Annotated in this window: 14 protein-coding genes; 13 read left to right on the forward strand and 1 reads right to left on the reverse strand. The window is 60.6% G+C overall.

Annotated features, from left to right (window positions below):
• Positions 1-10: 10 nt before the first annotated feature.
• The 9 genes from dapC (at position 11) to B3I26_RS25690 (ending at position 10,111) form a co-directional block, all read left to right on the forward strand.
• Positions 11-1,216, forward strand: a complete 1,206-nt coding sequence (gene dapC, locus B3I26_RS25650; RefSeq protein WP_296261959.1) for a succinyldiaminopimelate transaminase — start codon at positions 11-13, stop codon at positions 1,214-1,216.
• Between the two features lie 1,346 nt (positions 1,217-2,562).
• Positions 2,563-3,225 carry a methyl-accepting chemotaxis protein gene (locus B3I26_RS25655; RefSeq protein ID WP_409522068.1) on the forward strand — a complete coding sequence of 221 codons (663 nt, stop codon included), beginning with the start codon at positions 2,563-2,565 and terminating at the stop codon, positions 3,223-3,225.
• 10 nt (positions 3,226-3,235) lie between these two features.
• Complete coding sequence (locus B3I26_RS25660; protein ID WP_133751730.1) at positions 3,236-3,604, forward strand: response regulator; 369 nt, start codon at positions 3,236-3,238, stop codon at positions 3,602-3,604.
• Positions 3,604-3,900, forward strand: coding sequence for an STAS domain-containing protein (locus tag B3I26_RS25665; protein WP_296261966.1), 297 nt, complete (start codon positions 3,604-3,606; stop codon positions 3,898-3,900). The genes B3I26_RS25660 and B3I26_RS25665 overlap by 1 nt, the downstream gene beginning before the upstream one ends.
• A gap of 42 nt (positions 3,901-3,942) precedes the next feature.
• Complete coding sequence (locus tag B3I26_RS25670; protein ID WP_296261968.1) at positions 3,943-6,039, forward strand: chemotaxis protein CheA; 2,097 nt, start codon at positions 3,943-3,945, stop codon at positions 6,037-6,039.
• Between the two features lie 26 nt (positions 6,040-6,065).
• Positions 6,066-7,703 carry a methyl-accepting chemotaxis protein gene (locus tag B3I26_RS25675; RefSeq protein ID WP_313483942.1) on the forward strand — a complete coding sequence of 546 codons (1,638 nt, stop codon included), beginning with the start codon at positions 6,066-6,068 and terminating at the stop codon, positions 7,701-7,703.
• 10 nt (positions 7,704-7,713) lie between these two features.
• Positions 7,714-8,229, forward strand: coding sequence for a chemotaxis protein CheW (locus B3I26_RS25680; RefSeq protein WP_296261970.1), 516 nt, complete (start codon positions 7,714-7,716; stop codon positions 8,227-8,229).
• Positions 8,226-9,032, forward strand: coding sequence for a CheR family methyltransferase (locus tag B3I26_RS25685; RefSeq protein WP_296261972.1), 807 nt, complete (start codon positions 8,226-8,228; stop codon positions 9,030-9,032). Before B3I26_RS25680 ends, B3I26_RS25685 begins: the two co-directional genes overlap by 4 nt.
• Positions 9,029-10,111: a protein-glutamate methylesterase/protein-glutamine glutaminase gene (locus tag B3I26_RS25690; RefSeq protein WP_296261974.1), complete on the forward strand. Its 1,083-nt coding sequence runs from the start codon at positions 9,029-9,031 to the stop codon at positions 10,109-10,111. The genes B3I26_RS25685 and B3I26_RS25690 overlap by 4 nt, the downstream gene beginning before the upstream one ends.
• A gap of 67 nt (positions 10,112-10,178) precedes the next feature.
• On the opposite strand, the gene B3I26_RS25695 is transcribed toward B3I26_RS25690, so the two are convergent.
• Entirely contained in the window at positions 10,179-11,825 is a 1,647-nt protein-coding gene (locus B3I26_RS25695) for a Na+/H+ antiporter (protein WP_296261976.1), read from the reverse strand.
• Positions 11,826-12,053: 228 nt separating this feature from the next.
• On the opposite strand from B3I26_RS25695, the gene B3I26_RS25700 reads away from it, so the two are divergent.
• The 4 genes from B3I26_RS25700 (at position 12,054) to B3I26_RS25715 (ending at position 15,297) form a co-directional block, all read left to right on the forward strand.
• Positions 12,054-12,413: an ArsC family reductase gene (locus B3I26_RS25700; protein WP_296261977.1), complete on the forward strand. Its 360-nt coding sequence runs from the start codon at positions 12,054-12,056 to the stop codon at positions 12,411-12,413.
• Between the two features lie 171 nt (positions 12,414-12,584).
• Positions 12,585-13,619 (forward strand): 2,3,4,5-tetrahydropyridine-2,6-dicarboxylate N-succinyltransferase, encoded by a 1,035-nt coding sequence (dapD, locus tag B3I26_RS25705; protein ID WP_296261981.1) that lies wholly within the window; start codon positions 12,585-12,587, stop codon positions 13,617-13,619.
• A gap of 62 nt (positions 13,620-13,681) precedes the next feature.
• The gene (locus B3I26_RS25710) at positions 13,682-14,887 is read left to right on the forward strand and encodes an aminotransferase class V-fold PLP-dependent enzyme (protein ID WP_296261984.1); all 1,206 of its coding nucleotides are present in this window, start codon (positions 13,682-13,684) and stop codon (positions 14,885-14,887) included.
• Positions 14,884-15,297 carry a SufE family protein gene (locus B3I26_RS25715; RefSeq protein ID WP_296261986.1) on the forward strand — a complete coding sequence of 138 codons (414 nt, stop codon included), beginning with the start codon at positions 14,884-14,886 and terminating at the stop codon, positions 15,295-15,297. The genes B3I26_RS25710 and B3I26_RS25715 overlap by 4 nt, the downstream gene beginning before the upstream one ends.
• Positions 15,298-15,522: the final 225 nt, after the last annotated feature.

Raw genomic sequence — 15,522 nt, forward strand, 5'->3', positions numbered from 1 at the left:
CCGATTGCCCATGAACAACGCTCTGCAACAGCTTCAGCCTTACCCGTTCGAAAAGCTTCGCGCCCTGCTCGCCGGTGTTACACCCAAACCGGACAAACGCCCGATTGCCCTGTCCATCGGCGAGCCCAAGCACCAATCGCCAGCATTCGTTGCCAAAGCCCTGGCTGATAACCTGGATCAGATGGCGGTCTATCCGACCACCGCAGGCATCCCGGCATTGCGTGAGGCCATCACCCAATGGTGCGAACGCCGTTTCAGCGTTCCACACGGCTGGCTGGACGCGAGCAAGCATGTGCTCCCGGTCAACGGCACTCGGGAAGCGCTGTTCGCCTTCACTCAAACCGTGGTCAATCGTAGCGATGACGCGCTGGTGGTCAGTCCGAACCCTTTTTATCAGATCTACGAAGGCGCAGCGTTTCTCGCTGGCGCCAAACCGCACTATCTGCCTTGCCTGGCGGAGCACGGATTCAATCCGGATTTCGATGCCGTACCTGCCGACATCTGGAAACGCTGCCAGATTCTGTTCCTCTGCTCGCCGGGCAACCCGACTGGCGCGCTGATCCCGCTGCAAACCTTGAAAAAGCTCATCGCCCTGGCGGACGAGTACGATTTCGTGATCGCTGCAGATGAATGCTACAGCGAGCTGTATTTCGACGAAGACACGCCACCGCCGGGCTTGCTGACCGCTTGCGCCGAGCTGGGCCGCGAGGACTTCAAGCGCTGTGTGGTATTTCACAGCCTGTCCAAGCGCTCCAACCTGCCTGGCCTACGCTCGGGCTTCGTCGCCGGTGACGCCGATATCCTCAAGGGCTTCCTGCTCTATCGCACCTATCACGGTTGCGCCATGCCGGTTCAGACCCAACTGGCCAGCATCGCAGCATGGGGCGACGAGGAACATGTGCGCGCCAACCGCGATTTGTACCGCGAGAAATATGACGCGGTGCTGAGCATCCTGTCTCCGGTAATGGATGTGCAGCGCCCGGACGGCAGTTTTTATCTATGGCCCAACGTCGGAGGCGACGATGCGCAGTTTTGCCGCGATCTGTTCGAAGCCGAACACGTGACGGTGGTACCGGGCTCGTATCTGTCAAGGGAAGTCGATGGGTTCAACCCGGGCGCAGGACGGGTGCGGATGGCACTGGTTGCTCCGCTGGCAGAATGCGTCGAAGCGGCGCAGCGGATTCGCGAATTCATCACCCGGCGCCACTCGGCGTAACGCCAGATCCGCATCCGGCAGGCCCATGTACGCAACGCGTTGCGGGTCTGCCAAGTGCCTATCCTTTTGTGAGCTCAAGGCCGGTCCGGGTCATGGACATGGTCTTCTCACGCAAGGCGCCAAGTGCATGAGCGAGTATTCATCCACCAGACCATTCTGGACCGGCATGAGGCTGCAGACTTTTCCTATTCATGCCATCACCTGCAATCGGTGATGCGTGACAACGTGCCCTGGAGCACACCGTAAGCACCTTCTTCGTTGACGAGACTGGACGCATATTAATGAAAGGCACGTCGAACGCTTGAGCACGCTCTACCGCGATCGACAGCGCAGCCACAGACATCTTTGGTCGTTAAGGCGGAACAACGCAGTATTGAACGGCGACGGGTTGGTGATTTTTTCTCAGCAACTGCCCAGTCAGTTCAAGCCTACCCGTATGGATACGGTGCCCATGCAACTTTCTTGTACAAGAGCCAGTACCTGATTCAAATCAAATCTCAATCAGCAAAGACCAGCCTCTTTATAAATCATTCGAACGAATATAAAAAACCGTACGATCGGATAGATTTCCTTATTGTTCAATGCGCTGCAAAACTTGTACACGCCCTTCTATGCCGTCTAATAATAATCTGCGCGCTTTCTCTCCAAATGAATGTAAACACACTTCAGCTCAGTCAAGCATCTGCTGCAGCTTCTGGGGCTTAAAGCCCGGCGCAGAAGGCTTCCCGACAGCCGGTTGATTTCTGACGTCAAGTTTTCATAAGGCCACCAGATACAGAGGTACACGCAAATTCATACAGCATCTTGCTCTAATTGACGGAACGCCTATGACCGGTCATGGAAAAACATCTGCTGTCGGGATCCTCGGCCTCGGCATCGTCTGCGCAGTCGCTTCGTTTGCAATACTGTCGATGCAAGTTGTCGGCACGCTTTCCTGGCCGGCCTTGTTGTTGGGTATTCTGTTACCGGTGTTGGCGACAAGTTTCTTTGCAGTGTTGCGTATAAGAAAAAGTGAAGGCCAGGCCGCTTCCAAAGCAGAACTTTTATTACTGGCGCAGTCCATGTCGGACCGGGAAACATCGCGGCCGATCGCCGAAAGTCTGTTCCAGCAAACCTTGCCTATCTGGGTGCGGCAAATTGAGACCGCCGGGGCGCAGACCGAACAGGCGATCACCGACCTGACGGCACGCTTCGTCGATATCTCACAGCGCCTGGACCACACCGTCCAGGCCTCACAGGCCGCCGCGGGCAACGGCACCGAGGGCGCCGGTGGACTCAGCACCAGCGAGAGCGAGTTGTATCAGGTGGTGGACTCATTGCACGTGGCTCAGCAGAGCCGCGACGAGATGGTCAAGGAAGTCAGCGCGCTGACTGCCTACACCGGTGAACTGCGCTCCATGGCCGCCGATGTCGCTGCCATTGCTGCGCAAACCAACCTGCTGGCGCTCAACGCCGCCATCGAAGCGGCGCGCGCCGGTGACGCCGGGCGCGGTTTTGCAGTCGTCGCCGACGCCGTGCGAACGTTGTCGAGCCAGTCCAGCGAGACCGGCCAGAAGATGTCGGCCAAAGTGGACATCATCAACGCGGCCGTCAGTCGCCTGGTGCAAGTGGCAGGCGAGAGCAGCGAGCGCAGCCAGGATCAGGTCAGTGCCTCGCAGAACACGATCGAAAGCGTGCTGGGGCGTTTCAGCACGATCACCGGGCAACTGCGCGAGTCGGCCGACGGCCTGCTCAATGAGAGCGCCGGCATCGGCCAGGAGATCAATCAGGTGCTGGTCGCACTTCAGTTTCAAGACCGTGTGAGCCAGATCCTCGGCCAGGTGCGCGAACGCATGAGCGCGCTGCACGACCAATTGCAGCAAGCCGAGCACAGTGGTCAGCCGCTGACGCTGGACGTCAAGACGTGGATGGCCGACATGGAGCGCGGATACGCCATGCGCGAACAGCGCCAGAACCACCACGGCAAGGTTGTAAAAGCCGCCGACGAAAACGCAATCACTTTTTTCTAAGGAGAAAACAATGGCCAAGACCATATTGGTGGTCGACGACTCGGCAAGTATCCGCCAGGTCGTCGGGATCACCCTCAAGGGTGCCGGTTATGACGTGATCGAGGGCAGCGACGGCAAGGATGCACTGAGCAAGCTCACCGGGCAGAAAGTGCACCTGATCATCAGCGATGTGAACATGCCGAACATGGATGGCATCACCTTCGTCAAAGAAGTAAAGAAACTGCCAGCCTACAAATTTACGCCGATCATTATGCTGACCACCGAATCCCAGGAAAGCCGCAAACAGGAAGGCCAGGCCGCCGGCGCAAGGGCGTGGGTGGTCAAACCGTTCCAGCCGGCACAGATGATGGCTGCCGTGGCCAAGTTGATCCTGCCGTGATGACCGTCGACAGCCGTGAAGGCATCACCCACATGATGGTGCACGGGGAGATGACCATTTACACCGCGGCCGAGTTGGCGGCCCTGTGGATGCCCTGGCTAACCGACGCACAAAACTGGCTGCTGGACCTGAGCGAGGTTGCAGAGATCGATGGTGCGGGTTTGCAACTTCTGTTGCTGGCCCGACGAGAACTCGGCGCCGCCGGCGCAACGCTGCAACTGACTGCACAGAGCCCGGCCGTGGAGCAGGTGCTGCAACTGTGCCAACTCAGCGAGCAGTTCAGCTCCCGACACTAAGGACACCAAGGGCCCACAGCTCTTTGACAGAGGACAGTCGCCTTGAATATCAACCTCGACCAGGCCTTGCAAACCTTCATCGCTGAAGCGCGTGAGCTGCTGCAGGATATGGAGCAGTCCCTATTGCAGCTCGAGCACGCCCCCAAGGATGCGGATCAACTGGCCAGCATCTTCAGGGCGGCGCATACCATCAAAGGCTCGGCCGGCCTGTTCGGGCTCGATCCGATCGTCAGCTTTGCGCACGTGGTCGAGGATGTACTGGACCGCCTGCGTGACGGACAGGTACTCGCCGACCGGGATCTGATTGCACTGATGCTGGAGTGCAACGACCACCTGGTGGAATTGATAGAAGTGGTGGCGGTCCAGCGCTCGACACTGGCTGCGCAGGCCCTTGATCACCAAGCTCAGCTGCGCCAGCGCCTGGACAGCTATCGCCAGGCACAGGCACCGGTGCCGCCTGCGCAAGAGACCGCGCCAGCCCATGCAACCTGGCACATCTCGGTACGCTTTGGCACCGACATGCTGCGCAACGGCATGGACCCGTTGTCGTTCCTGCGTTACCTGGCGACCCTTGGCGAACTGCTGGGCGTGGTGACCTGCTACGAAAACCTGCCGGCGGCTGCGCAAATGGACGCCGAAAGCTGCTATCTGGGTTTCGAGATCAGACTGTTGTCCGACAAGGACGAGGCAAGCATCGCAGAAGCATTCGAGTTCGTACGGGACGACTGTAGGCTGTTCATTTTTGCCCCCGATACTCCCGCCCAACAGTACCGCCAATGGTTGCAGGACATGGGCGCCGAAGCCGCGTGGCTCGCCGACGCGCTTGTTCGTTGTGGCAGCGTTACAGAAGAAGACCTGCTGGAGCCGGCGGACGAAGCCCCTGCCGCAGCGACCGCAGCACCGGCGGCCGACAAAGTGGTTACCGAGAACAAAAGTCAGCGCTTCATTCGTGTGCGCGCCGACCAATTGGAAACCTTGATCGATCTGGCGGGCGAATTGATCACCGCCAGTGCCGGCGCCCAGTTGATGGCCCGGGAAAGGGCCGACGAAGACCTGATGGAAGCGACCTCAGTGGTCGCCGGGCTGGTGGAGCAATTGCTCGATGGCGCCCTGGCGATGCGCATGGTCCCTATCGGCGATACCTTCAATCGTTTCCAGCGGGTCGTGCGCGACGTCAGCGCAGAGCTGGGCAAAGACATCGAGCTGCTGATCAGCGGCGCCGACACGGAGCTGGATAAAGCGCTGGTGGAGCGTATCGGCGACCCGCTGATGCACCTTCTGCGCAATGCGATGGACCATGGCATCGAGCCGCCCGATGTACGCGTCGCTGCGGGTAAACCGGCACGTGGCACCCTGCGCCTGAACGCTTTTCACGACTCAGGCAGCATCGTCCTCGAATTGCTTGACGACGGGGCCGGCCTGAATCGCGCGCGCATCCTCGCCAAGGCGCGTGAACGAGGCTTGATTGGCGCTGCCGACCCCAGCGACCGTGACCTGCTCAATCTGATTTTCGAACCCGGATTTTCGACCGCCGAAGCGGTCACCAATCTGTCGGGACGTGGCGTGGGCATGGACGTGGTCAAGCGCAATATCACCAGTTTGCGAGGCACCATTGACCTGTACAGCGAGCCAGGCCAAGGCACCACGGTGCGCATACGCCTGCCCCTGACCCTGGCGATGATCAATGGCTTGTTGGTGGAAGTGGCAGGGGGCGGCTTCGTCGTCCCGCTGGATGTGGTGCATGAGTGCCTCGAACTTCCCCCGGGGCAGCGCGACATCCTGCGCCAGCGTGGCCATATCGATCTACGTGGCGAAGTCTTGCCACTGGTATTCCTGCGCGAGCAACTGGCGCTGGAAGGCAGCATTGCGCGTCGAGAAAACGTGGTGGTGGTCAAGGCCCAGGGCCAGACGGCAGGGCTGGTGGTCGATCACCTGATGGGCGAACACCAGACCGTTATCAAGCCGCTGGGGCCGCTGTTCGGCAGCCTGCGTGGCATCAGCGGGTCAAGCATCCTGGGCAACGGCAGTGTGGCGCTGATCCTGGATATCCCCGCACTCCTCAAGACCCTGATCGAAAAAGACAGCCAGCGTCGGCTGGATTCAATTGGACATTCATCGATTATTCGTAACGCCATCTAGGCCGGGCCAGTCCCAAGGAAGTCACCATGCAATGGTTCTACAACCTGAAAATATCCACCAAGTTGCTGACCTCGTTCGTTGCAGTGCTGTCGTTGAGCGTCGTCATGGGCGCGTTCGCCATCATTGAACTGGCCAAGGTCAATGACACCTCCACTGAAATGAAAGAGAACTGGATTCCGTCGATGCGCGCGGCCTCCGGCATGCGTTTCTACATGGCCGAATACCGCACTCGTGAGGCACGCCACGTGCTGTCAGAGGATCAGGAGAAGGTAGCTATCGAAGGACAGCTGGCACAATCGCGCAGTGACGCCGAAAAGCGCCTGGCCGACTACAGCACGCTGATCAGCAGCCCGGAAGAACAACAGCTGTTCGACACCATCAGCGCTGACATGACCGGCTATTTCAACTCCAGCAAGACACTGCTCGACTTCTCGCGGCAAAACCAGATAGATCAGTCGCGCATCCTGCTCAACGGCAGTTCGAAGACGGTATTCGATCGGATTTCTGCCAACCTGTCGCGCCTGGTACAGGTCAATAACGATGGCGCTGCAGCCGCCAGTGCCGAGGGTGACCGGGTTTATGCCAGCGCGCGCATTGCCATCATTGCGGTATTGAGCGGCGCTCTGATCCTTGGCCTGTTCCTGGCCTGGTTCGTGTCGCGCACCATTTCCCGTCCGCTCAAACAGGCTGCCGAACTCGCCCAACGCCTGGCACAAGGCGACCTCACCGCACAAGTCGCTGCCACCAGCCGGGATGAAACCGGCCAGTTGATGGGCTCGATGCAGAACATGATCGCCAAACTGGCGCGCATCATCGGCGAAGTCCGGCATGCCGCCGACGGCTTGGCCAGCGCCTCCGAAGAGGTCAGCGCCACCGCCCAATCGATGAGCCAGGCCACCAGTGAGCAAGCGGCAAGCGTCGAACAGACCAGCGCTTCGGTAGAACAGATCAGCGCCAGCATCAACCAGAACACCGACAACGCCAAAGTCACCGACGGCATGGCTAGCAAGGCCGCCCGCGAAGCCAGGGAAGGCGGCGAGTCGGTGGACCAGACCGTAGCGGCGATGAAGAAGATCGCCCAACGCATCGGCATCATCGACGACATCGCCTATCAGACCAACCTGTTGGCGCTCAACGCCGCGATCGAAGCAGCGCGTGCCGGGGAACACGGCAAGGGCTTTGCCGTGGTGGCCGCCGAGGTGCGCAAACTGGCCGAACGCAGTCAGGTCGCTGCTCAGGAAATCGGTGAGCTGTCTACCAGCAGCGTCGAGCTGGCGGAACACGCCGGCTCCCTGCTTGGCGAAATGGTCCCCTCGATTACCAAGACGTCCGACCTGGTTCAGGAAATCAGCGCCGCCTCCGAAGAACAGGCCGCAGGCGTCTCGCAGATCAATATCGCCATGGTTCAGCTCAGTCAGGTCACCCAGCAGAACGCTTCGAGCAGCGAGGAACTGGCAGCCACCGCCGAGGAAATGAGCAGTCAGGCCGAGCAACTGCAAAGCGCCATGAGTTTCTTCACCCTGGAGGCAAGCCAGGAGGAAACGGCCGTTGCGATGCTGCCTCGGGCCTCGGCCAAGACCCACCGGTCTACACCTGCTCGCGCTCAGCAGCGTCGCCCGCAGCCCGCGCTGGAAATCAACGAAGCCGAATTCACTCACTTTTAAGGACGCCGTCATGTCCACTGTAGAGAAAACAGCACCCAGCGACGGGCAGGACAATCAATACCTCACCTTTACCCTGGGCGAGGAGCTGTACGCCCTGGCCATCCCGGGCATCAAGGAAATCATCGAGTTCGGCCAATTCACCGTGGTCCCGATGATGCCTGACTACGTGCGCGGGGTGATCAACCTGCGCGGCGCCGTGGTGCCGGTCGTTGACCTGGCTGCGCGCTTCGGCCAGCCGCGCTCGAAGATCAGCCGCCGCAGCTGCACGGTGATCATCGAAGTTCACGGCGACGACGGTGAACGTCAGGTGTTCGGACTGTTGGTGGATGCCGTGTCAGCGGTGCTCGATATTCCTCCGGAGGCGATCGAGCCGCCGCCGAGTTTCGGTTCACGCATCCGTACCGAGTTCATCAGCGGCATGGCACGCATCGACGGGCGCTTCGTCATTGCCCTGGATGTCGATCATGTACTCAGCGTCGAAGACATGGTCGCCATTGCCAGCGTCAGTCCGGAACATGCCGCATGAACGGCATAGCCCTGAAGGACAAGGAATTCCAGCAGTTTCAGGCGTGGCTGCACGGTGTTGCCGGTATCCACATGGCCGAAGGAAAAAAGGCCCTGGTCGCAGGTCGCTTGTCCAAGCGCCTGCGTCACCATGACATGAACAGCTATGGCGATTACTTTCGACTGATCAGCAGCCAGGAAGGCGCCGCCGAATCCGTGGTGGCGCTGGACATGCTGACCACCAACGAAACCTACTTCTTTCGCGAACCCAAGCATTTCCAGTTTCTGCGCGAGCAGGTGCTGCCCCACGCCTCCAGCACGCGGCCGTTCCGCGTCTGGAGCGCAGCCTGTTCCAGCGGTGAAGAGCCCTACAGCCTGGCCATGACCCTGGCAGACAGCCTGGGCATCAGCCCATGGGAGATCCTGGCTTCGGACATCAGCACTCAGGTGCTGGCCAAGGCTCGCGCAGGCCACTACCCGATGGAGCGCGCACATAATTTGTCCCACGATCTGCTCAGCCGCCACTGCCTCAAGGGCGTAGGCCCGCAAGCCGGCACGTTGCTGGTGGAGCGGCGCTTGCGCGAACGGGTGCAGTTCAGTCGTATCAACCTCAATGAGCCATTGCCTCATCTGGGTGAGTTCGACCTGATCATGCTGCGCAACGTGATGATCTATTTCGATATGCCGATCAAGCGCAAGGTCGTGCAGCGTCTACTGCCGCATTTGCGCCGCGGCGGTTACTTTCTGGTCAGTCACTCGGAAAGCCTCAACGGCGTGTGCGAGAGCCTGGATGTCATTTCACCTTCGATCTATCGCAAACCATGAACAGGATCAAAGTCATGGTGGTCGACGATTCGGCGGTCGTCCGTCAGGTGATGCAGAGCATCCTTGAAGCCGAGCCGGACTTTCACGTCCTGGGCGCGGCCAGTGACCCGCTGTTTGCCATGGATAAAATGGCCAAGCAGTGGCCCGACGTCATCGTGCTCGACATCGAAATGCCGCGCATGGACGGGCTGACCTTTTTGCGCAAGCTTATGAGCGAACGGCCCACTGCCGTGGTGATCTGTTCGTCCTTGACCGAAAAAGGCACGCAAACCGCCCTGCAAGCCATGGCGGCCGGTGCGGTTGAGGTCATCACCAAACCGCGCAGCAGCCTTAAGGATTTTCTTCATCAGTCGGCGTCGGAGCTGGTCGGCGCGGTACGTGCTGCCGCCAAGGCCAATTTGAACGCCTTGAAAGCGCGTGCCCGTCCGGCAATAGCGGTGCCGCAACGCTGCGATGCCGATGTCATTTTGTCAGCCGGCAGCAAGGCCATGGCGCAGACGACCGAGCGCGTGGTAGCCATTGGCACCTCAACTGGAGGGACTCAAGCACTGGAACACGTGCTGACCCGATTGCCCCGGGTGTGTCCCGGCTTGGTAATCGTGCAGCACATGCCGGAGAAATTCACCGCGTCGTTCGCCGAGCGGCTGAACAGCCTGTGTGCCATCGAAGTGCGCGAGGCCCGCAACAACGATCGAGTGTTGCCGGGCCTGGCGTTGATTGCCCCTGGTGGCAAACACATGGTACTCAAGCGCGACGGCGCCATGTATCACGTCCAGGTGCTCGACGGCCCACACGTCAATCGGCACCGGCCTTCGGTGGATGTGCTGTTCCGCTCGGTGGCCCGGTTCGCCGGACGCAACGCCACCGGCATTATCATGACGGGCATGGGTGACGATGGTGCGCGCGGGATGAAGGAGATGTTCGACGCGGGCGCTGAGACCTACGCTCAGGATGAGGCCAGTTGCGTGGTGTTCGGCATGCCGCGCGAGGCGATAAAACTCGGCGGTGTCGATCACATTGTGTCCCTTGACGACATCGCCGCGAAGGTGGTGGCCAGCGGCAGAAGGCAGCCGGCCTGACGCTGAGGTCTGAAGGCTCCGCAGAGGCTGAGCAGACCCTCGGCGGCTTCTACTCATAGCACGTTGGCTACTTGCCCAACCCCAGATTGGCTTCGTTAAGGTCCAGCTCGGCCAAGACCAGGCGCAGCACGTCATCGCCGATCTGGCGATGGCGATGCAGGTTGTACAGTTCCAGCCGCTGGGCACGCAGGGCGCTGATGCGCATGCGTTTCTCCAGCTGATCCATCTGGAACGCCAGCGCCTGGGCCTCGGCAGTGTCGTTGAAAATTTCCAGGCGATGGCGGTATTCGGACATGATCCGCGCCTTCACCTCGGTGGCCAGCACTTCCTGGGCCGCATCGGGTGTCGCCGTGGTGTCGTTGAGTCCTTCGTTCTCCAGTGCGTGGATCGCTGCCTCGGCGGTCCGCTTCCAAGCGTCGCGCACTTCACGCTTCATGCGCAAATCCGGCTCGCTGGCGACGCCGCGCAACAGCAGCGGCAGGCTGATACAGGCCACTCCCAACGACAGCAAAATCACCCCGGCGGCGATGAAGATCAGCAGGTCGCGTTCAGGAAACGCCGCGCCGGCACTGATCAGGATCGGCACCGACAAGGTACCGGCCAGCGTTACCGCACCGCGTACGCCGCCGACCGTCAGCAGCATCGAGGAGCGCCGGGACAACTCCAGCGAATCATCGGCACGCCCGCGCCAGCGGCGTATCTGAACCATCAGCCGCCAGACACTGCGCACCCAGACATAGCGCAATGCCGCCAATACTACGAAAATCGCCAGCACATCCAGGCAACGCCACAGCAGGGTTGGCCACAGCGTGACCTCGTTATGGGTCACTGCAGTGACGATGTCAGGCAACTGCAGGCCCAGCAGCAAAAAGATCAGGCCGTTAAAGGCGAACTCCAGCAAGGCCCAGACGCTGCGATTGAGCAAACGGGTGGTGGTCTGACGCGGCAACAGATCGACCCAGCTTTGCATCATCCCCGCCGCCACCGCCGAGAGGATTCCGGACATCTCAAGCCGCTCCGCCAACACATAAGCGGCGAACGGCAACAGCAACATGAACACCACGTGGGTCGCCGGATCGTCCCAGCCGCGGGCAATCATCCAGCCGCGCAGGCGCCCCACCAGCCAGCTCAGGGCAACGCCCACCGCCAGGCCGCCACACGCGACCATGAGGAACGTGAGGCTGGCATCGGTGAGGGAAAAAATCCCGGTCATGGCCGCTGCCAGGGCAAACTTGAAGGTCACCAGACCGGTCGCGTCGTTCATTAACGCTTCGCCCTGAAGCATGCGCATGATCGGAACAGGCAACCGGTCTTCGGCAATCGCCGATACGGCCACGGCGTCGGTAGGCGACAGGACGGCCGCCAAGGCGAATGCGACCGGCAGCGGGATGGTCGGCAGCAGCCAGTGAATGAAAAAGCCGGCACCGACCACGGTGAAGATGACCAGGCCCACCGCCAGGGTCAGAATCGGTCCGCGATAACGCCACAGGTCCCGCTTGGGCATGCGCCAGCCATCGGAGAACAACAGAGGCGGCAGGAAAAGAAAGAGAAACAAATCGGGGTCCAGCGCCACATGCAAGCCCAGGCTGGGCCAGGCAAGCAAGGCGCCAGCAGCGATCTGGACCAGCGGCAAAGGGATGGGAATCACGCGGGCCATTAATCGCGAGACACCTACCAGCGTCAACAAGATAAGGACGGTATAGGCTGTCTGCATGGTGTTTTTCTCCAACGGCAACTTGAACTGACACCCGTAACGGACCCGGGTTGAGCGTCGAAGTGCCCTATTAACCGCCTAAAACTGTCGCTCGGATGGGTAACCGGGTCGTCATCGACACCAAAAATCCCGGCAAACTGACACAAAGCATCCCTGGCCTGCGCCAAGCGGCGTGTCCGTGGCATAATCCGTCACCGTTTTTTTGCGCCATCCCGGAGGAGCAAGCTCATGAGTAGTACCCACACGTTGCACCTGTACGGGATTAAAGCTTGCGACACCATGAAAAAGGCTCGCACCTGGCTCGATGAAAAGTCGGTGATCTACGATTTCCACGACTACAAGACACAGGGCATCGACCGCGAACACCTGACCCGGTGGTGCAATGAGCACGGCTGGCAGACGGTGTTGAACCGTGCGGGCACGACCTTTCGCAAACTGGACGAGGCGCACAAAGCCGACCTCGACCAGAGCAAGGCCATCGAACTGATGCTTGCCCAGCCGTCGATGATCAAGCGCCCCGTGCTGGAACTCGGCGACAAAACCCTGATTGGCTTCAAACCCGAACTGTACGCAGCAGCTATCGCCTGAACAGGCCGTTCGAAAACGTAGCGAGCGAAGGCAAGACAAGGCAAAAACGGGCGAAGAAGCGGAGTTTTGGTTTTCTAAATGAGCATTTTTCGCCCGTTTTTAACGCAGTATTGACCAGCGCAGCAGTTTTCAAACGCCTGTGATCGAGATAGCCATTAAAGAGGTATTCACATGTCCACTTCCCCCTTCAGCCTGGCCTTCGGCGTCGGCACTCAAAATCGTCAAGGCACCTGGCTGGAAGTCTTCTACGCCCTGCCACTGCTCAATCCATCGGCTGATATCGTTGCCGCCATCGCACCGATCCTGGGGTATACCGGTGGCAACCAGGCCATCGCGTTCAACACCGATCTGGCTTCGAAACTGGCTGACGCACTGAAATCGGTAGACGCCGACCAAGCCGCGTTGCTGACCCGTCTAGCCGAAAGCCACAAGCCGCTGGTGGCGACTGTGCTGGCCGAAGATACCGCACTGACGTCCACGCCTGAGGCCTACCTCAAGCTGCACCTGCTGTCCCATCGTCTGGTCAAGCCCCACGGCCTGAGCCTGGCGGGCGTGTTCCCGCTGCTGCCTAACGTAGCCTGGACCAGTCAGGGCGCAATTGACCTGGGCGAACTGGCTCAGCGTCAGCTGGAAGCGCGTCTCAAAGGCGAGTTGCTGGAAGTGTTCTCGGTGGACAAATTCCCGAAAATGACCGACTACGTAGTCCCGGCGGGCGTACGTATCGCTGACACTGCTCGCGTTCGTCTGGGCGCTTACATCGGTGAAGGCACCACCGTCATGCACGAAGGCTTCGTCAACTTCAACGGCGGCACCGAAGGCCCGGGCATGATCGAAGGTCGTGTGTCGGCTGGGGTATTCGTCGGCAAGGGCTCTGACCTTGGCGGCGGCTGCTCGACCATGGGCACCCTGTCCGGCGGCGGCAACATCGTGATCACGGTCGGCGAAGGCTGCCTGATCGGCGCGAACGCCGGTATCGGCTTCCCGCTGGGCGACCGCAACACCGTCGAATCCGGTCTGTACGTCACCGCGGGCACCAAAGTGGCGCTGCTGGACGAGAACAACGAACTGGTCAAAGTGTTGAAGGCCCGTGATCTGGCCGGTCAGCCTGACCTGCTGTTCCGTCGCAACTCGCAAACCGGCGCTGTAGAGTGCAAATCTCACAAGTCGGCCATCGAGCTGAACGAAGCGCTGCACGCTCACAACTGATAGAGCGATGCAAAGGACGGGCGCCCTCCCCGGGCTCCCGTCTCATTACAGAGTCTAATGTCATGTCCCTCATTTCCCCCTGGCGCGCTGACTTCCCTGCACTCGACGCCCTCGAACGGCAAGGCCAGACCTATCTGGACAGCGCCGCCACCGCACAAAAACCCCAGGCCCTGATTGATGCGATGACGCATTACTACGCCCATGGCGCGGCGAACGTGCATCGCGCTCAGCACCTTCCGGGCGCTATGGCGACTCAGGCCTTCGAGGACACCCGCGCTAAGGTTGGCGAGTGGCTGAATGCCGGACAATCCGGGCACATCGTCTTCACCCACGGCGCTACATCGGCGTTCAATCTGCTCGCCTATGGGCTGGAGCATATATTTAAGGCCGGTGATGAGGTCGTCATCAGTGCCCTGGAGCACCACGCCAATCTGTTGCCCTGGCAGCAACTGGCCAAACGTCGAGACCTGAAGCTGATTGTGCTACCACTGAATGCACAGGGTGTGATTGATCTTCAGGCGGCTGGCACTTTGATTACCTCGCGTACGCGGTTGCTGGCGGTGAGTCAGTTGTCGAACGTGCTGGGCACCTGGCAGCCCGTTGCTGAGCTGGTGGCGCGGGCTAAGGCCCATGGTGCGCTGACCGTGATCGATGGGGCGCAAGGCATTGTTCACGGCCGGCACGATGTGCAAGCGCTGGGCTGTGACTTTTATGTGTTTTCCAGCCACAAGTTGTACGGCCCGGACGGAGTGGGCGTGTTGTTGGGCCGCCACGAGGCGCTGTCGCACCTGCGCCACTGGCAGTTCGGTGGGGAAATGGTGCTGCAGGCGGGGTATTTCGATGCGACGTTCCGTCCGGCACCGCTGGGCTTCGAGGCCGGCACGCCGCCCATTTCCGGGGTCATCGGGCTGGGCGCGACGCTCGATTATCTGAACGCCGTCAATCACGCCGCTGCTGCCGACCATGAAGCCCGCCTGCATGATCTGCTGTGCACCGGGCTGAGGCTGCGCGAAGGCATACGGCTGGTGGGCAATCCGCAGGTGGCCCTGGCGAGTTTCGTGGTCGAGGGTGTGCACAACGCCGATCTGGCGTCCCTGCTGACCGAGCAAGGCATCGCCGTGCGCGCGGGTCATCATTGTGCGATTCCGCTGATCGGTAGCCTGGGACTGACGGGCGCCATCCGCGTGTCGCTGGGGTTGTATAACGATGCTGCGGACCTTGAGCGATTCTTCAACGCATTGGATCAGGCGCTGGAGTTGTTGCGATGAACCTGTCGGCAGAGGCACAAACCGCGCTCGACACGTTCAGCGCTTCGCTGAGCTGGGAGCAACGCGCGCGCTTGCTGATGCAATGGGGCGACCGATTGCCTGCGCTGGCTGACGAGGAGAAGACCGACGAGCACCTTGTGGACGGTTGCGAGAGCAAGGTCTGGCTGTTGGGGGAAATCGCCGAAGGTCATTGGCAGTTTCGTGCGGCCAGTGACGCCCGGCTGATCCGCGGCTTGGTAGCGTTGTTGCTGGCACGCGTGAACGGGCTGTCAGCACCGGAACTGCAGCAGGTTAATCTGGCGGACTGGTTCAATCAGCTGGGCCTGAGCCGCCAGTTATCCCCTTCACGCAGCAACGGCCTGAATGCCGTTCTGCAAAAGATGAGGCAGTTGGCGGCTCACAGGCGATAACGCTTCGGCCACTGGACGTAGGCGTTCAGCTTGCTGACGATTTGCCGGGGGCCGGCAGCCAATGCGGCTGGACTCGGTGGGGGGGTCAGATGTATCGAGGCGGCTGGATTGCTGTCGCTGCGCGACAGATCGCTGGCAAGCCGAGCTCCTACGGCCTTCGGCCAGAATCAAGAGCAATCGGCGGTCTAAGCCAGATCGGGAACGATTAGCCGCCCGAGCCAGAAA

Origin of the sequence: Pseudomonas sp. UBA5706 (assembly GCF_002419965.1) — a bacterium.
Taxonomy (GTDB): Bacteria; Pseudomonadota; Gammaproteobacteria; order Pseudomonadales; family Pseudomonadaceae; genus Aquipseudomonas.